Annotated in this window: 16 protein-coding genes; 10 read left to right on the top strand and 6 right to left on the bottom strand. The window is 71.4% G+C overall.

The window, feature by feature from the left end; all coding sequences use genetic code 11:
• Positions 1 to 115: 115 nt before the first annotated feature.
• Together ACWGR4_RS10040 and ACWGR4_RS10035 are read left to right on the top strand one after the other, a co-directional pair.
• Positions 116 to 1,177: a hypothetical protein gene (locus ACWGR4_RS10040; RefSeq protein WP_452133465.1), complete on the top strand. Its 1,062-nt coding sequence runs from the start codon at positions 116 to 118 to the stop codon at positions 1,175 to 1,177.
• Between the two features lie 133 nt (positions 1,178 to 1,310).
• Positions 1,311 to 2,030 carry a M50 family metallopeptidase gene (locus ACWGR4_RS10035; protein ID WP_379998597.1) on the top strand — a complete coding sequence of 240 codons (720 nt, stop codon included), beginning with the start codon at positions 1,311 to 1,313 and terminating at the stop codon, positions 2,028 to 2,030.
• A gap of 94 nt (positions 2,031 to 2,124) precedes the next feature.
• Here the strand turns inward: ACWGR4_RS10035 and ACWGR4_RS10030 are convergent, their stop codons facing one another.
• The 4 genes from ACWGR4_RS10030 to ACWGR4_RS10015 all read right to left on the bottom strand — a co-directional run bounded on the left by ACWGR4_RS10030 (position 2,125) and on the right by ACWGR4_RS10015 (position 7,473).
• Positions 2,125 to 2,559 carry an SRPBCC family protein gene (locus ACWGR4_RS10030; protein WP_078977955.1) on the bottom strand — a complete coding sequence of 145 codons (435 nt, stop codon included), beginning with the start codon at positions 2,557 to 2,559 and terminating at the stop codon, positions 2,125 to 2,127.
• Positions 2,560 to 2,683: 124 nt separating this feature from the next.
• The gene (locus ACWGR4_RS10025) at positions 2,684 to 4,624 is read right to left on the bottom strand and encodes an exonuclease domain-containing protein (protein WP_452132872.1); all 1,941 of its coding nucleotides are present in this window, start codon (positions 4,622 to 4,624) and stop codon (positions 2,684 to 2,686) included.
• Between the two features lie 84 nt (positions 4,625 to 4,708).
• Positions 4,709 to 6,322, bottom strand: coding sequence for an alpha/beta hydrolase (locus ACWGR4_RS10020; RefSeq protein ID WP_452132871.1), 1,614 nt, complete (start codon positions 6,320 to 6,322; stop codon positions 4,709 to 4,711).
• A 38-nt stretch (positions 6,323 to 6,360) separates the two neighbouring features.
• Positions 6,361 to 7,473, bottom strand: a complete 1,113-nt coding sequence (locus tag ACWGR4_RS10015) for an LLM class flavin-dependent oxidoreductase (RefSeq protein ID WP_379998603.1) — start codon at positions 7,471 to 7,473, stop codon at positions 6,361 to 6,363.
• Positions 7,474 to 7,615: 142 nt separating this feature from the next.
• On the opposite strand from ACWGR4_RS10015, the gene ACWGR4_RS10010 reads away from it, so the two are divergent.
• Positions 7,616 to 8,509, top strand: coding sequence for an IclR family transcriptional regulator (locus ACWGR4_RS10010; RefSeq protein WP_452132870.1), 894 nt, complete (start codon positions 7,616 to 7,618; stop codon positions 8,507 to 8,509).
• 211 nt (positions 8,510 to 8,720) lie between these two features.
• Positions 8,721 to 10,040: an ammonium transporter gene (locus ACWGR4_RS10005; protein ID WP_452132869.1), complete on the top strand. Its 1,320-nt coding sequence runs from the start codon at positions 8,721 to 8,723 to the stop codon at positions 10,038 to 10,040.
• 34 nt (positions 10,041 to 10,074) lie between these two features.
• Here the strand turns inward: ACWGR4_RS10005 and ACWGR4_RS10000 are convergent, their stop codons facing one another.
• On the bottom strand, positions 10,075 to 10,458 hold the full coding sequence (locus ACWGR4_RS10000) for an HD domain-containing protein (protein ID WP_452132868.1): 384 nt from the start codon (positions 10,456 to 10,458) through the stop codon (positions 10,075 to 10,077).
• A gap of 138 nt (positions 10,459 to 10,596) precedes the next feature.
• On the opposite strand from ACWGR4_RS10000, the gene ACWGR4_RS09995 reads away from it, so the two are divergent.
• Positions 10,597 to 11,412 (top strand): ATP-grasp domain-containing protein, encoded by an 816-nt coding sequence (locus ACWGR4_RS09995; protein WP_452132867.1) that lies wholly within the window; start codon positions 10,597 to 10,599, stop codon positions 11,410 to 11,412.
• Between the two features lie 37 nt (positions 11,413 to 11,449).
• Here ACWGR4_RS09995 and ACWGR4_RS09990 read toward each other — a convergent pair whose 3' ends face one another.
• Positions 11,450 to 11,953 carry a hypothetical protein gene (locus tag ACWGR4_RS09990; protein ID WP_452132866.1) on the bottom strand — a complete coding sequence of 168 codons (504 nt, stop codon included), beginning with the start codon at positions 11,951 to 11,953 and terminating at the stop codon, positions 11,450 to 11,452.
• A gap of 292 nt (positions 11,954 to 12,245) precedes the next feature.
• Here ACWGR4_RS09990 and ACWGR4_RS09985 point away from each other — a divergent pair, with 292 nt between their 5' ends.
• From ACWGR4_RS09985 to ACWGR4_RS09965, 5 genes are all read left to right on the top strand, one after another.
• Entirely contained in the window at positions 12,246 to 13,226 is a 981-nt protein-coding gene (locus ACWGR4_RS09985) for a helix-turn-helix domain-containing protein (RefSeq protein ID WP_452132865.1), read from the top strand.
• Positions 13,227 to 13,253: 27 nt separating this feature from the next.
• A complete protein-coding gene (locus ACWGR4_RS09980; RefSeq protein ID WP_379998563.1) occupies positions 13,254 to 13,442 on the top strand; it encodes a DUF397 domain-containing protein in 189 nt (62 codons plus the stop codon).
• 210 nt (positions 13,443 to 13,652) lie between these two features.
• Positions 13,653 to 16,172: a valine--tRNA ligase gene (valS, locus tag ACWGR4_RS09975; RefSeq protein WP_452132864.1), complete on the top strand. Its 2,520-nt coding sequence runs from the start codon at positions 13,653 to 13,655 to the stop codon at positions 16,170 to 16,172.
• A 100-nt stretch (positions 16,173 to 16,272) separates the two neighbouring features.
• Positions 16,273 to 17,223 carry a DUF7065 domain-containing protein gene (locus ACWGR4_RS09970; protein ID WP_379998558.1) on the top strand — a complete coding sequence of 317 codons (951 nt, stop codon included), beginning with the start codon at positions 16,273 to 16,275 and terminating at the stop codon, positions 17,221 to 17,223.
• Between the two features lie 188 nt (positions 17,224 to 17,411).
• Positions 17,412 to 18,350: a heme/hemin ABC transporter substrate-binding protein gene (locus ACWGR4_RS09965; RefSeq protein WP_452132863.1), complete on the top strand. Its 939-nt coding sequence runs from the start codon at positions 17,412 to 17,414 to the stop codon at positions 18,348 to 18,350.
• Positions 18,351 to 18,412 lie beyond the last annotated feature (62 nt).

The raw sequence follows: 18,412 nt of genomic DNA, 5'->3' as shown, positions 1-18,412 counted from the left end.
ACTACTGGCGGCCTCCGAACCTGCCTCGGTGATCCCCCGCGTACGGCGGCGTGTGGCGCGGCGGGGTGGGCGGGTTTCGGATAGGAATGGGGCAGGGTTCGAGCAGGGGGACGGTATGTGGGACGCGATCGTGGATGTGGCCGATGTGTGTCACTCCGAGGAGTGGGAACCGGCCGGCGCGGAGGGCGCGGTTCTGGCTCGGGTCGATGCCGCCAAGGCGGCTTGGCGGGCCTGCCACGGGGCCGATGCACGGGTCGAACTCGTGGTCGACCGGGCGTTGTTGTACACCCTGAGTCCGGCCGACGCGCAGGCGTTGCGGCGGCTGGTCGGGCTCGGTGAGGCGAGTCTGGTGCCGGTCGCGGACACGGTGATCCTGGAGCGGGCCGAAGCCGGCGGGCTGCATGTGCTGAGCGGGGATCGTTACCTCGACTTTCGCCGCCGACACCCGTGGATCGAGGCGCATCCCGAGCGGTTCCACCACTGGCGGCGTGATGCGGACGGAGTGGTGCGCTTCGTGCCCGCCGGGATCCGGCCCGAGGCGCCCGCCACCCGCACCGAGGACGACGTCGACGACCGCTGTCCCGACCCGGCGCGGCATCCGGAGATCGTGCGCACCCGGTGGCGATGCGCCGAGGCGTCGTGTGTGTACGCGCGCACCTGGAGCGGGCGGCTGCCGGTGTGGCCGCGCGTGGACGACGGTGGGCAGGCGATCTGTCCGGGCTGCGCGAGCGCGCTCCGGGCGGCGGGGGCGCGGCGGGCGCTGCGCGAGGTGGCGCTGGCCGACCATGCCGGCGGCGCGTCGATCGAGCGGCTTCCGCTGGAGGTGGGCGACGCCCTCGTGCTCGGCCGGGGGCGCATCGACAACGGCTACGACCTGGGCGGTCGGGGGCACCGGTTCGGCGAGGCGGTGCGCTACGTGAGCCGACAGCACGTACTGCTTCGCCTCGCGTCGGGACGGGCCGGCGAACACGTGGTCGCGGTCGATCTCGGCTCCGCCAACGGCACCGAGGTGGAGCGCTGGAACGGCGCGACGTACGAGCCGGGCCGGCCGCTGGCCACGGACGCCGAGGTGATCCTCGCCCCGCGTGATCGGCTCGTGCTCGGCGGTGGGGTCCGGGTGGAGGTCGCCGACCACCGGATCGCCACCGCGACCGAAGCAGCCGGCGCCGGCGGTTGACCGCCCGGTCCGGGCGTGCCCCGGGTCGGCGACAGTCGCGTCACGGGACGGTGCGCGAGCGATCGGGGGTGCGCGGCGGGCGGTAGCGTTCGCGGCGGGGGCAGCGGTCGGGACGTAGGACGAGAGGGGCGGCGTGAGCAACGTCGACACGGTGTCGTTGCAGGACATGTGGGACCGGGTGGTCGGGACCCAGCCGGATCCGCCGAGTTGGCTCGCGTTGGTGACGGGGGCGGTCGCGGTCGCGGTGGTGCTGTACCGCCCGACCTGGCGACCGCTGCGCACGGTGGTGACGATCGCCCACGAGGGCGGGCACGCGATGGTGGCGCTGCTGATGGGGCGCCGACTGTCCGGGATCCGGCTGCACTCGGACACCTCCGGGGTGACCGTGTCGGTGGGCAAACCCACCGGCCTGGGCATGGTGTTCACCGCGATGGCCGGCTACATCACCCCGTCGATCCTGGGCGCGGGCGGGGCGGCGCTGCTCGCGGGCGCGCACATAACCATGGTGTTGTGGGTGGCGCTGGTGCTGCTCGCACTGATGTTGATCGCGATACGCAACTTGTTCGGCGCCCTGGTACTGCTGGTCACCGGCGGGGTGATCTTCGCCATCTCGTGGCTGGCCGGCGCCCGGATCCAGGCGGCGTTCGCCTATCTGCTGGTGTGGTTCCTGCTGGTGTCCGGCGTACGTCCGGTCCTGGAGTTGCAGCAGATGCGCAGCCGGGGCCGGGCGCCGTGGTCGGACGCGGACCAACTCGCCGATCTGACCCGGATACCGGGCGCGTTCTGGGTCGGCTTCTTCGGGCTGGTCTCCGCCGCCGCCCTCGGCATCGGCGCGGGCTCCCTGCTCACCTGATCCCGCCGGCCGACCCGAACACGCCGAGGCCGCCGGCCCCACCTCGCGGTGGGGCCGGCGGCCTCTTCCGTCGCGCGTGACCCGTTCCGGCTCGTCAGAGCGCGTCGGGCAGCTTCGCCAGGACGCCGTCGTAGATCCGCTTCAGCCCGGCCGGCGCGAAGGTCTTCTCGAAGAAGCCCCCGATGCCACCGGCCCCGTTCCACACCGTGACGACCTCGACCCGGCTGCCCGCGCCGGCGGGCGAGACGGTCCACGTGGTGACCATCGACGAATTGGCGTCGGTCTCCACCAGCGTGAGGGGCGCCGGTTCGGTGACCGTCACCAGGCAGTCCCGCGAACGCTTGCTGGTGGCCTGCAGCCGCCAGTGCGCGACCGTACCGGCGCCCTTGCCGCCCTCGCGCACGTCGTACTCCGAGAAGTGCTCGGTGAGCAGCTTGGGTCGCACGTCCGCGTAATCCGCGACGGCCGCGAAAACCGCCTCCGGTTCCGCCGCCACAGTCGTGTGTGCGGTTGCCCTGACCTGCGCCATGACCACTCCTTGCCCTCGATTGCTGTCGGCCGGGTCAAGCAAACCACTCCGCCGCCCGGCGACCGAATCGCACTCCGGTTACCGGCCGGTCGGGTGGTCGTCATGTCGATGAGTCGGACCGGTTCTACGCGATGTCCACGCCGAAGGAGGAGGCCAGACCCGCGAGGTCGAACTCGTAGCCCTGGCCCTCGGTGCGGAACTTCCAACCCGTGCCCAGACGGTAGAACGTGCCCAGCAGCAGCACCCGTTCCACCGTCGCGGCGTCGAGCACCGAGCGGCGGAACGCGGTGCCCTGGAACGGCGCGACGTCCAGTTCGATCGGCCCGACCGCGTCGAACGTACTGGTCCCGTCGACGGCGGCGGCGATCACGACGCGACGTACGTCACGCGGCAGCACGTCCAGTTCGAGCGTGACCGTCTGCTCGGCCGGCCCCGACGCGTCGAGCACGACCAGGTCCAGCGGCGCGGCCGGCTGGTTCCAGAACACGAAGTCGGCGTCGCCACGCACCCGTTCGTGCTCGTCGAGGAGGAAGGCCACGATGTCGATCTCCTCGTCGGGGCGATCCCAGGCCCACGAGGCGTTCAGCGTCCACCGGCCGGGGTTGGCGCCGCCGGGCAGCTCGACCGTGCCCCCGCGCGGCAGATGGCCGGTGTCCGGCCGGCCGGGCGTCGAGGGCGCCGCCGGGGTCGCGGCCGGCGATGCGGACCACTCGGCCTCGGTCAGACAGACCGCGCCGAACGCCTCGGCCCGGGCGATCCGGGGGTCGCCCGCCGCGCCGGGCAACACCACCACGGTGTCCACGGTCGAGGTGAGGTTGATCCGAAGCCGGGCCCCGGAGTCCAGGACGAGCTGCCGGACCCGGCCGCCGTCCAGGTGCTCGTCGCGACCCTGGAGGACCAGGACCTGGCGCACGGCCGTACGGGCGCCGGCGCGGGGTGATTCGAGCGCGGCAGCGGCGGCCTGGGCCGGATCCGGCACGGCGACAGCCTCGGCGGGAACGCCCACGGCTCGGGCCGGGTCGAGCGCGGCACCGGTGTCGGCCCGCTCCGGGACCACCACCCCCGCCGAGCCGCCCGCGCCCACCACCGGCCCACCCTCCCCACGCGGCGCCGGCACCACCCCGACCCGCGCCGTGCCGGGCCGCACCCGGCCCACCAGCTCGACGAACGTCGCCTCGTCGATCACCGGCGTCCCCGCCTGCGCCGCCCGGCGGTTTTTGCCGCTGCCGCTTCGCGGATCGTTCGTGACCAGGACCGACGTCTTGCCGCTGACCGAACCGGTGACGTACAACCCGGCCTCGGTCGCGCGCAGTTCCAACGCCTCGCGCGGCCGGTCGGTCTCGCCGGTGAACACCACGCGCATCCCCTGGACCAACCCGACGCCGAGATCGAGCCGACCCGGATTCACCCACGGACACGGCGCCTTGGCCGGTGCGCCGCGTTCCGCGTCGCGACCGCGCGCGACCGCCGCGCGGCGCTGCCCCGGTTCGTCGCCGGGCGCGGTCAGCGGCAGCGGCAGGCCCGCGCCGGCCGCCTCGTGCAGGCCGTACCGGAAGATCTCGGAGAGCACCCGCGCGTCGTCCACCGCGTCGTGCGCCCGCAGTCGGCGAACCCGGTAGTACTCGGCAAGGGTGGCCAACCGGTAGTCGCCGACCGGCAGTTCCAGGTGCCGAGCGAGCGCCATCGTGCACAACCGACGCTCCATCGGCCACGCCGTACCAAGTCGCCGATACTCCGACGTCAACATCTGCCAGTCGAACGGCGCGTTGTGCGCGACGAGGACCCGCCCGGCCAGATACTCGGCCAGATCCTCCGCGACGCGGTCGAACGTCGGTGCCCCGGCCAGCCGTTCGGCGGTCAGCCCGTGAATGTGCACCGGTCCCGGATCACGCCCGGGATCCACCAGCGTCGACCATCGATCGGTGACGGTGCCGTGTCGATCCAGGACCTCCACGGCCACCGAAACGATGCGATCCGAACTCCGCAGCCCCGTGGTCTCCACGTCGACCACCGCGTAGTCGCTCGGGTAGTCGACGGGCCACGTCGCGAGTGATGTGACTGTCACTCACGGACCGTACAACGCGCGGACGCGGCAGGGGGACGAGAGCCGCAATCGTGATCCGCGTCCCGCCCCCCGAACCGGGTCGCGTCAGCGGCAGCGGGTGCCGGCGGCGGGTAGTTCGCCCTTGACCAGATACGTCTCCACCGCGCCGTCGATGCAGGCGCTGCCCTTGTTGTACGACCCGTGCCCGTCGGCCTCACGGGTGAGCAGTACCGCGCCGGGCAGTTGCGGCGTGAGTGCCTGCGCCTGCTCGTAGGGCGTCGCCGGATCCCCGGTGGAGCCGATCACCAGCACCGGCGGCGCGCCCGGCGCCTGGATCGGCCGGACCCGGTCGATTCCGGCGGGCCGGCAGTCGGCGGCGAACGACCAGGCCACTCCGGGCCCGGTGATCGGCATCGTGGCCTCCACCTCTCGGGCCAGTCGGTCGGCCTCGGCGATGGTCAACGACCGCCCGTCGGCGCAGTTGATGGTGAGGTTGGCCGCGGTGTGGTCGCGGGGGTAGGCGCCGTTGCGGTCCCGCCCGAGCCACAGGTCGGTCTCCGCGGCGGCCTTGGCCGCGTCGTTGCCCAGGTAGGCGCGCAGCGTGATGCGCAGATCCTTCCAGAACCGGTCACTGTAGATGCCCTGGGAGATCGCGTTGACGACCTCGCCCTCCCCGATCGTGCGACCCTGGGCGGTCGTCAGGGGTGTGCGGCCCAACTGGTGCAGGCGATCCGCCAGTTTCCCGGTGGCCTCGTCCACGGTGCCGTCGAGCGGGCAGTCCCGTTGCTTGAGGCAGTCGGTCAGGAAGGCCCGGAAGGTCCGCTCGAAGCCCTGCGCCTGGCTGCGCGCCGCCGCGACCCGGTCCCGGGCCGGGTCCATCGGCGCGTCCAGCACCACCCGGCCGCTGTGCGCGGGGAACTTCTCCACATACACGGCGCCCAGGAAGGTGCCGTAGGAGTAGCCGAAGTAGTTGAGCTTGTCCTCGCCCAGCACCCCGCGCAGCACGTCGAGGTCCCGGACCACGTCCTCGGTGCCCAGGTGCGCGAGCATCCTGCCGCTGCGCGCGGTGCAGCCGTCGGCGAACTCCTTGAAGTAGGCGGTGATCCGCTCCAGTTCGGCGGGGTCGTCGGGCGTCGGGTCGATGCCCTTGTACCGGTCCGTGCCCGCGTCGTCGACGCAGGTCACCGGGTTGCTTCCGCCGGTCCCGCGCGGGTCGATCCCGACGATGTCGTAGCGCTCGCCCAGCGCCGGGCGTTGCGCGAAGCCCGCCGTCATGCCCTGCACCCCCGACCCCGGGCCGCCGGGGTCGACCGCGAGGATGCCCAGCCGCTCTCCCGTGGCCTTCCTGCGGTACGCCTGGAGCTCGATCGTCTCGGCGGAGGGATTCGCGTAGTCCAGCGGCACGGGCAACTTCGCGCATTCGAGCATGCCCTCGTCCGCCTTGGTGAGCTTGTCGTCCGGGCACTTGGCCCAGGCGAGTCGCCGACCGTAGAACTCCTTGAGCGCCGGGTCGTCCGCCCCGATCGGCTTGGCCGTCGGCGGGGTGGTTCCGGCGGGCGCGGAGGCGCCGGTGGCCGGCGGCCGGGTCTTGGCCTCGGCCCTGGGTGTGGCCTTGGAATCGGACCCGCCGCCGGACCCGCCGCAGCCGACGGCCAGGGCCAGGACGAGGCCGGCGGGGATGATGCGTCGCGCTCGCGACACGAATATGGAGGTGCTCACGGCGCCAAGAAATACCAGCAACCGACCGCACCCGCCCACTATTTGTTTGGTCGATACTTCTCCAGTTCCGGAATGACCTCTTTGCCGAGGATTTCGAGGGTGCGCATGATCTCCCGGTGTTCCAGAAAGCCCCACTGGACGTAGCAGATCAGCTCGTCCACGCCCAGGTCCGCGTAGCGCTTGAGTTTGCGTACGCAGGTGTCCACGTCGCCGATCACGATCATGTCGGCGGCGTCGAAGGTGTCCACCGGGACCTCGCCCTCGAACAGCGGCTTCAGGAGCGGGAAGGTGCGGTCCCGCTCCTCCGGGGTCAGGTGCGGCAGTTCCCATTCCAGGGTGAACATGGCCAGGTTCTTGTACCACCACGCGACCGAGTCCCAGACCCGGCGATCCACCCGCTTGCCGGCCGTGGTGTGCACGAGCGTGTACGCGGCGACCTTGTTCGTGGTCACGTCGGTCAACGGCGTGGGGTCTGCCGCCGCCGCGCGGTAGGCGGCCACCTGGGCGGCCATCGTCTCCAGCGGCTGCATGATCGAGAAGGACAACATGCCCAGGCCGTACCGACCGGCGATCTCCGCCGAGCCCTGCGAGGTGGCGGCCATCCAGCACGGCGGGTGCGGGTCCTGGAACGGCTTGGGAGTGACCATCCGGCGCGGGAAGGTGAAGCGCTCCGACGCGTACTCGAAGTACTCCTCGCGCCACATGCCGGTGACGATCTCGATCGCCTCCCGCCAGTCGTCGCGGGAGCGGGCGATGTCCACGCCGAACGCGGTCTGCTCCATCGGCGTGGAGCGTCCCGTCCCCCACTCCACCCGGCCGCCGGACAGGATGTCCACGGTGGCCACCTTCTCCGCGATCCGCTGCGGCGGGGTGAAGCCGAACGGGGTGAGGGTGACGCCGAAGCCCATCCGGATGCGCTCGGTGAGGCCTGCGAGGTGGCCGAGGAAGACCTCGGATGCCGGCATGTGCGAGCGGCCCTCGCGGAAGTGGTGCTCGACCGCCCAGACGGTGTGAAACCCCATGCGGTCGGCCAGCCGGATCTGCTCCACCGCCTCGCGGTAGGCGCGCTGCTCGGCGCGCCGCTGGCCGTGCGGGTGTTCGCCGGGCCAGGGGCGCGGCACGTCCACTTCGTAGAGCACGTCGAGCTTCATGGGGCGACTCCCGGGGTCGGCGTCAGGGCCGGTATGTTTCGATATATCGAAAAGTGTTTCCGAATCCCGTATTTCGTGTTGCCGAGTGTGGCCCCGCGAGGTATCGGCCACAAGATGCCCGCCGAGTCGGAGAGTCGCCCTCATGGTTCGTCCCGCCCTCGCCGCCGCTCGCGCGGTCGAGATCCTGAACTTCTTCGCCGCCCACCCGGGCCAGGCGTACACGCTGTCCGAGCTGCACACCGCGCTCGGCATCAACCTCGCGTCCGCGCTCTCCGTGCTCCAGGCGCTGGAGGACGGCGGCTACCTGGTGCGCCATCCGCGCCGCAAGACGTACGAGCTGGGGCCGGCGCCGATTGCGCTGGGCGACGCGGCGCTGCGCGGCAACCGGGCGGTGGACCTGGCTCGGGCCGAACTGCGCTCGCTGGCGGGCGAGTTCGACACCGAGTTGGTGGCGAGTGTGGTGATCGGCGACGAGGTGGTGATCCTGGCCGTCGAGGGCCGGCCGCAACTGGCGTCCGCCGACGTCCGAGTGGGACAACGACTGCGCATGGTGCCGCCGCTCGGGCAGGTCTTCCACGCCTGGTCCACGCCGGCGGAGGTGGACGCCTGGCTGGACCGGCTCGACGAGCGGGTACGCGGCACGGCCCGGATCCATCTGCCCGCCACGCTCGGCGCGGTCCGCGAGCGCGGCTACTCGATCACCCTGGACAGCCCGACCCGGACCCGGATCGGCGACACGCTGGAGCGTATGGCCGAACATCCCCGCGAGGCGCCGCTGCTGCGCGACCGGCTGGCCGAACTGGTCGCGGCGCTCGGCGAGGAGGAGTACGAGCTGATCGCGGTCGACCCGGAGACCACCTACGACATCTCGACCCTGGTCGCCCCGGTCTTCGACGCCGCCGGGCGGGTCGCGGTCGCCCTCACGCTCAACGGCCTGAAGGCCGTGACGGGCCGTCGGGTGGGCGACTACGGGGAGCGGTTGGGGGCGGTGGCCCGGCTGGTCACCCGGCGCTCGGGCGGGCGGGCGCCGGAGTGAACCGGCCGGGCGCCGGAGTGAAGCCGGGTCGGCCATCGGTGTTTCACCGGCGTGTCGGGACGCTCACCCCGTGCACGCCCGCTCACCATCGGGCAATGCCCGCGTAACACACGGCCGGTTACTTAACCCGCGCGTAACACCGAGGTATACGCCAGGAAACCCGCGCTGCGCACCCTGACCTGAAACCCCATCAGGCCCATGAGGGAGCCGCATGACCGTCGCCGTCGCCCCCGACGCCCTGAACGCCGGAGACACCGCGTGGTTGCTCGTGGCCACCGCGCTCGTGCTGCTGATGACCCCCGCCCTGGCGATCTTCTACGGCGGCATGGTGCGGGCCAAGAGCGTGCTGAACATGCTGATGATGAGCTTCGTGGCGATCGCGGTGGTGACCGTCGTGTGGATCGCCTTCGGCTACAGCCTGGCCTTCGGCGGCGACGTGGGCGGCGGTCTGCTCGGCGACCTCGACAGCGTGTTCATGGCCGGCACCAAGCCCACCGACCTGCACGGCACGGTGCCCGAACTGCTGTTCATGGCCTTCCAACTGACCTTCGCCATCCTGACGGTGGCGCTGATCTCCGGGGCGATCGCGGACCGGACGCGGTTCAAGGCGTGGGTGCTCTTTTGCGCCGTGTGGGTGGCCTGCGTGTACGTCCCGCTCGCGCACTGGGTCTGGGGCCCCGACGGCTGGATCGCGCACCATCTCGGCGCGCTCGACTTCGCGGGCGGCCTGGTGGTGGAGATCAACTGCGGCGCGGCGGGCATGGCGGTGGCGCTGGTGCTCGGCCCGCGGATCGGCTTCAAGCGGGATCCGATGCGGCCGCACAACCTGCCGCTGGTGGTGCTGGGCGCGGGGCTGCTGTGGTTCGGGTGGTTCGGCTTCAACGGCGGCTCCGCGCTCGGCGCCAACGGGCTGGCCGCGCAGGCGCTGGTGAACACGCAGGCGGCGGGATGTACCGCGCTGATCGGCTGGCTCGCGGTGGAAAAGCGCCGGGACGGACACGCCACCACCCTCGGCGCGGCCTCCGGCGCGGTCGCGGGCCTGGTCGCGATCACCCCGGCGTGCGGTGTGGTGGACCTGCCCGGCGCGATGGTGATCGGCCTCGTGGCGGGCGTCCTGTGCAGCTTCGCGGTCGGCTGGAAGCACCGCTTCGGCTACGACGACTCGCTGGACGTGGTCGGCGTGCACTACGTCGGCGGCGTGGTCGGGACGCTGCTGATCGGCCTGTTCGCGGCGAAGGACGTCACGGGCGGACCGGCGGGCCTGCTGCACGGCGGCGGCGCGGCGCTGCTCGGCAAGCAGTTGGTCGCGATCGTGGTGGTCTCCGCGTTCTCCTTCGGCGTGACGTACACGATCGCCAAGGTGATCGACCGCACCATCGGCTTCCGCGCCCACGCCGACCACGAACAACGCGGCCTGGACCTGGCGGTGCACGCCGAATCCGCCTACGACCTGACCGCCTTCGCCGGCACCAAGCGCACCCCCGGCCCAACCTGGCACCCGAGCCCAAAGCCGGCGGAGGAGATGGACTGACCTCCGTTCAGTCGTCCGAACCCTGCGTGTCCGGCTACGACTCGCCCATGGCCTCGCGAAGCCGGTCGAGCGAGCCGGTCTCCAGGAGTTCGGCCGCGATGCGCCTGGCGGACTCGGTCCGAATCCGCTTCTGTGAGTTCACGATCCAGCGCTCCACGTTGGCATACCCCCGGTCCCGATACTCGATCGCCTGCACCAGGCACTCCAACTTGTCCGCGTCACCCGCACAGAGCGCCTCGGGCGTCTCCCGCGCCTCGTACTCGCCCACGATCGACCGCATCAACGCCCCCAACCCGGCGGGCATACCCTTCGACTGGTCCGCGACGATGGCCACCGCGTCCCCCTTGCCGACGTACTTCTGACCGATGTGCGCGAGATCCCCCGTACGACTCTCCCCGGTGTCGTGCCACACACTCAACAACGCCGCTCTCGGGAACGAAGGCCCACAGCTGGGAATGGCAGTGGAAGCAGACTGCTCGGTCTCGCAGTTGGGAGAGCGACCAAGGTTGTGCCATGCACGGACTGCGCCCGCTACCGGCCGGAGTAACGTGCGTACGTGTCCTCGATCTTGCCCGGCACCCTCGCGCTTTCCGCCCAATCCACCACCACGGCCGAGTTGTTGGCCGAGGTCGCCGTGGCGCGTGGGATGGCGGTTGCCGTGCTTACCGGGCCCCGGCCCGATCTGCGGGGCGTAGCGGCCTACTACGGTGGGCCTCTGTTCGGTGACACCGTTGCCGCGTCCCTGGATGTGGCCCTTTTGGAGCCCGCGGACGGCTGGTTGACCGCGTTGCCGGAGCGGTGGACGCGGCGGGGGATCGCCGCGACGACGATGGGTGAGGCACGGCGGTTGCGGGTGCCCGCGTTCGTGAAGCCGCCCAGTGACAAGTCGTTCGAGGCGGCCGTGTACACGGATGGCACCCGGTTGCCCGCCGGTGTTCCCGACGCCACGCCGGTGCTGGTCGCCGAGATCCGGACCTTCGTCGTCGAGTACCGGCTGTTCGTGCTGGACGGCGTCCCGCATACGGGCTCGCGCTACGCGACCTTCGGCCGGCTCGACCCGATGCCGCTGATCGACGATCCCAGGGCCGGGGAAGTGTTCGCCTTCGCCCGCGACCTGCTCGCCGAGCACGGCGCGGGGTTGCCGAGCGCGGTGGTCCTGGACGTCGGCCTGGCCGGCACCGCGGACAGCGCCGAGGAGCACTGGGTGGTGGTCGAGCCCAACATGGCCTGGTTCAGCAACATCTACGCCGCCGATCCGGCCCGCTGCCTGGACGTGATCGTCGCCGCCGCCGGCCCCCGCGTCGCACTGCGCCCGACCGACACCCGCTTCGCCCGAGCACGACCCGACACGCCGCGCCCACCCACCGGCTGAACCACCCCCACCTCCCCGCGATTCGGTGCCCGTTCGCCTACGCCCCGCCGGAGGCACAGGCCCTCGGCGTGTCGGCCTCGGCGGTCAGGTAGGCGTCGGCCAGCGTGGTGACGCAGGTCAGGTTCGTGCCGAGGCCGGGGCGGATGATCCAGGTCATCGACGAGCCCGGGTGCGGGCGCGGCCCCGGGAGGGTGAGGCAGCCGCCGTGGCCCACGTAGTGGTAGCGGGTGCCCTTCGCCGGGCCGACCGCGCCCTGCCAGGCCTCCGCGCTGCCCGGTCCGACCAGGTACGCCCACTTGCCCGCGTGCTCCTCGGCGATCACCGTCCCCACGGGCGCGCCCGCCGCGACCAGCAGCGCCAGCACCGCCCGGCCCAGATCGGCCCGCACCACCACGGCGTCGAACAGCCGGCCGGTGTCCGCGGCGCGGCGTGCGCCGGGGTTGGTCAGCCAGATGTACCGCGTGTCGCGCGGATCGCGGGTGGCGGCACTGATCCACGCGATCCCGGCCTGATTCACGCCGGCGTCTTGCTCCCGCAGCACGATTCCTCGCCTCCCAAGGTTCGGGACACCGGCGCGGCCCCGGGCGCGACCGGACCCCCACGAGCCCTTCGGCAGGTGCTCGACGGGTCGCTGTAAGTAGCGTCCTCGGTACGGGCATCAAGTGCAAGTCAAACAAGTCACCCGACTTGCATCGTGTCGGATATGAGTACCATGACGCCCACTCCTCGGGGCGAACTCCCGGAATTCCACAGAAAAGCCCTGGGTATTGCGAAAAGACACGGCAGTGGTCGGTGCGGATCGGGATCGGATCGGATCGAAAGCGGGAGGAACCATGGGCGCCGAGCAGTACCCGACGGTGCGCAGGCGCGTCCTGGGTGCCAACCTGCGTCGGCTGCGCGAGGATTGCGCGCTGCTCCTGGAGGACGTGGCCGACGCCCTCTCCTGCCATCCCGCCAAGGTGAGCCGGATCGAGTCCGGCCGCAGCGGCATCCGGGCGCTGGACCTCAAGGCGTTGCTCGATCTGTACGAGGTGGCCGACCCGGCCACGCGCGAAGGCTGGTTGGCGCTGGCGCGCGAGGGTCGGCGGCAGCGCTGGTGGCGCGACCTCGCCGACCGACTCCCGCAGGACTTCCTCGACCTGATCGGCCTGGAGGCCGAGGTCGCCTCCTGTCTGGGCTTCCAACCCAGCATCATCCCGGGGCTGTTCCAGACCGAGGCGTACGCGACCGCCGTCATCCGCGGCGGCACCGTGGGACCGCTCGACGAACAGTGCCGGACCCGGGTCCGGGTGCGGCTGGATCGGCAGCGCGTGCTGACCCGCGAAGAACCGGCGCCGATGCGGGTGTTGATGGTCATCGGCGAGGCCGCGCTGCGCCAGGAGATAGGCGGCCGGCAGGTGTTGCGCGAGCAACTCCTGCGCTTGATCGAAATTGCCCAACTTTCGAACGTGACCGTGCAGGTACTACCCTTTTCGGCAGGCGCCTATCCGGGCGGCCCCACGCCGTTCTCGATCTACGGGTTCCCTCCCCCCTCGGGGATGGAAGTGGTTTCGCTGGAGAACTTCACCAGCCACGCCTACCTGGAAAGAGCCCAGGACACCGCTCACTACGGCAAGGTTTTCGCGGACTTGCGGGGAATCGCGCTGAGTCCCATCGAGTCCGAGGCCTTCATCGCGTCCAGTGCCAAGGAACTCGCAGGCCGATCGTCCTGCGCACCGACCACCTCGCAGCCCCCTCGCGGCCCCACCGACTCGCGGACCGAAGAGCCGAGCAGTCCGGTACCCGAGCAGCCGAATAACCGAGCAGCCGAGTAGTCGAGTAACCGAGTAGGAAGAGTGCCGATGCCTGAGAACTCACCCCTTTGGGTCAAGAGCAGCTACAGCATGCAGAACGGCGACTGCACCGAGATCCGTCCGCACCCGGACGGCCGCACCGACGTACGCGACAGCAAGGACCCGGCGATCGGGCTGCTGACCCTGACCCGGGCGCCCTGGGCCGCGTTCGTCGCCGCACTGCGCGCCGACGCCTGACCGATCCGCCCGCGTACCCGCAGCACCCGACCGGCCCCGGCGAACACCCGACCCCCCCGAGGGGCGTTCGCCGGGCCCACCCCGCCCCGCCCCGGGCGACCCACCGCGACCCGCCGCGACCCACCACCACGAAACGAACAATCGGTTAGAGCCCCGCCCCCTCGCCCGGTACGCTCCGGGGGCATGGTTCCCGCCTCTGGTTCCCCCCGCATGCCCGACAAGCCCACCCTCGACGGGCTGGAAGCGAAATGGTCGCGCGTCTGGGACGAGACGGGCGTATACCGCTTCGATCGCACCCGGACCCGCGACGAGGTCTACTCGATCGACACCCCACCCCCGACCGTCAGCGGATCGCTGCACGTGGGCCACGTCTTCTCGTACACGCACACCGACGCGATCGCGCGCTACCGCCGCATGTGCGGGCGCGAGGTCTTCTACCCGATGGGCTGGGACGACAACGGCCTGCCCACCGAGCGACGAGTGCAGAACCACTTCGGCGTGCGCTGCGACCCGGCGCTGCCGTACGACCCGGACTTCGTGCCGCCCGCGCAGCCGGCGAAGCGTCAGATCCCGGTCTCCCGACGCAACTTCATCGAACTGTGCGAGGAACTCACCCGGCAGGACGAGCGCGCGTTCGAGGAGTTGTGGCGACTGCTCGGGCTGTCCGTCGACTGGTCGATGACGTACCAGACCATCGACGCCGTCTCGCGCACCGCGTCGCAGCGGGCCTTCCTGCGCAACCTGGCCCGCGGCGAGGCGTATCCGGCCGAGGCGCCCACCCTGTGGGACGTCACCTTCCGCACCGCCGTGGCGCAGGCCGAACTGGAGGACCGGGAGCGTCCCGGCGCCTACCACCGCCTGACCTTCCGCGCCCCGACCGGCGACGCGCTGGAGATCGCCACCACCCGGCCGGAGTTGCTGCCCGCGTGCGTGGCCCTGGTCGCGCACCCCGACGACACCCGCTACACCCACCTGTTCGGCTCGTGTGCCCGCACCCCGCTGTTCGGCGTCGCCGTGCCGGTGTACGCCCATCCGCTGGCCGATCCGGAGAAGGGCTCCGGGCTGGCCATGGTGTGCACGTTCGGCGACACCACCGACGTCACGTGGTGGCGTGAACTGCGCCTGGAGACCCGGCCCGTGCTCGACTGGGACGGCAGGTTCCGGGCCGAGCCGCCGGCCGGGATCGAGCGGCCCGAGGGGATCGAGGCGTACGCCCGCCTCGCCGGCGCCACCGTGTTCACCGCGCGCGAGCGGATCGTGGCGATGTTGCGCGAGAGCGGCGAACTGGTCGGCGAGCCAGAGCCGATCACGCACGCGGTCAAGTTCTACGAGAAGGGCGACAAACCGCTCGAGATCGTCACCACCCGGCAGTGGTATCTGCGCAACGGCGGACGCGACGCCGATCTGCGCGGCCGACTGCTGGCCCGGGGGGCCGAGTTGGCCTGGCATCCCGCGCACATGAAGGTCCGCTACGACAACTGGGTCGACGGCCTCAACGGCGACTGGCTGATCAGCCGGCAGCGCTTCTTCGGCGTGCCGGTGCCGCTGTGGTACCCGTTGGACGAGGCCGGCCTGCCGCTCCACGACAAGCCGCTGTCGCCTGCCGAGGCCGACCTGCCGATCGACCCGTACACCGACGTGCCGCCGGGATACACCGAGCAACAGCGCGGCGAGCCGGGCGGGTTCGTCGGCGACCCGGACGTGATGGATACGTGGGCGACGTCCTCGCTGACCCCGCAGATCGCGGGCGGCTGGTGTCGGGACGAGGACCTGTTCGCCCGGGTTTTCCCGATGGACCTGCGGCCGCAGGCGCACGAGATCATCCGTACCTGGCTGTTCTCCTCCGTGGTGCGCGCCGACGCGGAGCACGACAGCCTGCCGTTCGCGCACGCGGCGATCTCCGGCTGGATCCTGGACCCGGACCGCAAGAAGATGTCCAAGTCCAAGGGCAACGTGGTCACCCCGGTCGACCTGCTCGCGCAGCACGGCTCCGACGCGGTGCGCTACTGGGCGGCGAACGGCCGGCCAGGCGTGGACACCGCGTTCGACGTCGGGCAGATGAAGGTCGGCCGGCGGCTGGCGATCAAACTGCTCAACGTGGCCCGCTTCGTGTTGTCGATCGGCGCGGCCGAGACGCCCGAGGCGGTGACCGAACCGCTCGACCTGGCGCTGCTCGCCGAGTTGGCGGAGGTGGCCCGAGCGGCGGGGGAGGCGTTCGAGGACTACGACTACGCACGGGCGCTGGAGCGGACAGAGCGTTTCTTCTGGTACTTCTGCGACGACTACGTCGAGTTGGTCAAGGCCCGCGCGTACGGCGAGGCCGGCGACGAGGCGGGCGCCGCGTCGGCCCGGGCCGCCCTGGCCGGCGCGCTGTCGGTGCTGACGCGGCTGCTCGCGCCGGTGTTGCCGTTCGCCACCGAGGAGGTGTGGTCCTGGTGGCAGGAGGGCTCGGTGCACCGGGCGGCCTGGCCCGCCCCGGCCGCACCGCCGGCGGCCGACCGGGCCCTGCTCGGCGTCGCGTCCGGCCTGATCGCCGAGGTGCGCCGGGCCAAGTCCGCCGCCCAGGTGTCGATGCGCGCCGAGGTGGCCGCGCTGACCGTCACCGGCGACGCCGACGAACTGGCCCGCGTCACGCCGATCGAGACCGACCTGCGCGCGGCCGGCCACATCGCCCGGATCGACCGGGTGTCGGGGAGCGGGCCGCTCACGGCGGAGGTCGTGCTCAAGTAGCCCCCGGCCCTCAAGTCGCGCCCAACCCCAAGTCACGCCCAACCCCAAGTCGCACCCAACATTCATTGACTCGGCCAAGTACCCGTAGTACCCGTTGGCCATGACCACTCACCACCCCGACGACAGGTTCCACCCGCCGACCGGCGACGACCCGTACTGGTCGGAGACCTCCTGGTTCACCTTCACCGTGCCGCACAAGCGGTTGTCCGGGCAGTTGTACCCGTTCTTCCGGGCGAACCAGGGGGTCGCGGCGGGCGGCGCGTACTTCTGGGACGACAGCGGACAGCACCCGCACGACGCGGTCTACGCCAAGAACTTCTGGCATCTGCCGATCCCCGACCAGGACCTGACCGACCTGCGCCTGCCGAACGGCTTCCGGGTGCGCTGCGTGGAGCCGCAGCGGGTGTACGAGGTCGGCTACGACGATCCCGACGGCGGCGACGAGATCCACGTCGACCTCACCTTCACCGGCCTGCTGCCGCCGCACTACCTGGGCGAGAAGCACCTCGACCAGCCCGGCCGCTACACCGGCACGGTGGTGCTGCGCGGCGAGGAGATCCCGGTCGACTCCTACGGCTTCCGGGACCGTTCGTGGGGTCCGCGCTCCCAGTTCGGCCCCGGTCTGATGCAATCGCCCGCCCGGCGCGGCGGATACAGCTATGCCACCGCGTCCGAACACGACGCCTTCCACAGCATCACCATGGACTTCGGCCAGGGGTGCGTGTCGATCCACGGCTATCTACTGCGCGACGGCACCTGGGCGAAGCTGGCCCGGGGCTGCCGCGAGGTGGTCGAGCGGGACGACGCCACCGGCTGGGCGACCCGGGTGGTACTGACCGGCGTCGACACGCTCGGTCGCGAACTGCGCGCCGAGGGGCGGCTGTACAACCGCCTCGGCTTCTTCCTGAACCCGAATCTGTTCACCGTCAACGGCCTCACCGAGTGGACCTTCGACGGCGTCACCGCGTGGGGCGAGGACCACGAGAACTTCTCCGCGGCCGAGATCCGCCGACACAGCCGGGACTGGCGCGCCCGCCGCGCGGCCGGGTGAGCGGTGGGTGAATCGTGGGCGGGGCGGGGGGTTCGTGTGACGTTGTCCACCCGATACGGGCTTGAGTTAGGCAAGCCTTACCTTTAAATTGCCGAGTGAAGGAAGGCAAGGCTTGCCTGACTTCGCCGGCTCCGGGTCGGCCCACCCCGTGCACGAAAGGCCGCCGGATGCGTCTGCGCCGAACAAGCTTGAAGCCGGCCGCGGTCGTCCTCGCCATCATCGCGTTCGCCACGGCGTGCGGCGACGACGACAAGAAGTCCGACGCGAAGACCGCCAAGGGCGACCAGGCCGCCGCCGCGCTGCCCGCCACCGTGGACACCACGATGGGCAAGGTCACCGTCAAGGACGCGAGCCGCATCGTGCCGCTCGGCGGCGACATCGCGCAGACCGTCTACGCCCTCGGCCTGGCCTCGAACGTGGTCGGCGTGGACACCTCCGGCGCGGTCCTGCCGGAGAGCAAGGGCAAGCCCACCTTCGGCAATTCGCGCAGCCTCAACCCCGAGGGCATCCTCGCCCAACGGCCCACCGTCGCGATCGGCAGCGCCTCGGTCGGCCCGCGCAGCGCGGTCGACCAGCTCAAGGCGGCCGGCGTACCGATCGTGCTGGTCCCGGACAGCGGCAAGCCCGAGGACGCGATCACCCGGATCACCACCGTCGCCACCGCGCTCGGCGTGCCCGACAGGGGCAAGGCGCTGGCCGACCGCACCGCCGGCGAGATCGCCGGCGCCAAGGCCAAGGGCGCACAGGCCGCCACCAAGCCGCGCGTGGCCTTTCTCTACATCCGCGGGCAGGCCAACCTGTACCAGATCGGCGGCAAGGGCCTGGGCCCCGACAGCATGATCAGCGCCGCCGGCGGCATCGACGCCGGCACCGAATTGGGCGTACAGATGTCCGCCGCGCTCACCCCGGAGGCGATGGTCGCGGCCAAGCCCGACGTCATCCTCGTCTTCCAAAAGGGCCTCGAGTCCGTCGGCGGCATCGACGGCGTGCTCAAGCTGCCCGGCGTTGCGCAGACCCCGGCCGGCCAGAACCGCAAGGTCGTCGCGATGGACGACCTGGAACTGGGCGGCGGCGGCCCGACCGCGGGCGTCGCGCTGAACAAGCTCGTCGACCTCCTGCATGGCTAGGCCCGGTACCGGGCGGCGCGGCTCCGCCAAGATCCGCCGGGCAGGGCCTAGGCCCGGTCCGA

This window comes from Embleya sp. NPDC055664 (assembly GCF_053618075.1).
This window is presented reverse-complemented; position numbering and strand designations above follow the sequence as displayed.

Excerpts from the sequence above, each read along its gene's own strand:
- ACWGR4_RS10015 (WP_379998603.1), bottom strand. The coding sequence starts at position 7,473 with ATGAAGCTCGACGTGCTCTACGAAGTGGACGTGCCGCGCCCCTGGCCC.
- ACWGR4_RS09980 (WP_379998563.1), top strand. The coding sequence starts at position 13,254 with ATGCCTGAGAACTCACCCCTTTGGGTCAAGAGCAGCTACAGCATGCAG.
- ACWGR4_RS10030 (WP_078977955.1), bottom strand. The coding sequence starts at position 2,559 with ATGGCGCAGGTCAGGGCAACCGCACACACGACTGTGGCGGCGGAACCG.
- ACWGR4_RS09985 (WP_452132865.1), top strand. The coding sequence starts at position 12,246 with ATGGGCGCCGAGCAGTACCCGACGGTGCGCAGGCGCGTCCTGGGTGCC.
- valS (WP_452132864.1), top strand. The coding sequence starts at position 13,653 with ATGCCCGACAAGCCCACCCTCGACGGGCTGGAAGCGAAATGGTCGCGC.
- ACWGR4_RS09970 (WP_379998558.1), top strand. The coding sequence starts at position 16,273 with ATGACCACTCACCACCCCGACGACAGGTTCCACCCGCCGACCGGCGAC.
- ACWGR4_RS10040 (WP_452133465.1), top strand. The coding sequence starts at position 116 with ATGTGGGACGCGATCGTGGATGTGGCCGATGTGTGTCACTCCGAGGAG.
- ACWGR4_RS10010 (WP_452132870.1), top strand. The coding sequence starts at position 7,616 with ATGGTTCGTCCCGCCCTCGCCGCCGCTCGCGCGGTCGAGATCCTGAAC.
- ACWGR4_RS10005 (WP_452132869.1), top strand. The coding sequence starts at position 8,721 with ATGACCGTCGCCGTCGCCCCCGACGCCCTGAACGCCGGAGACACCGCG.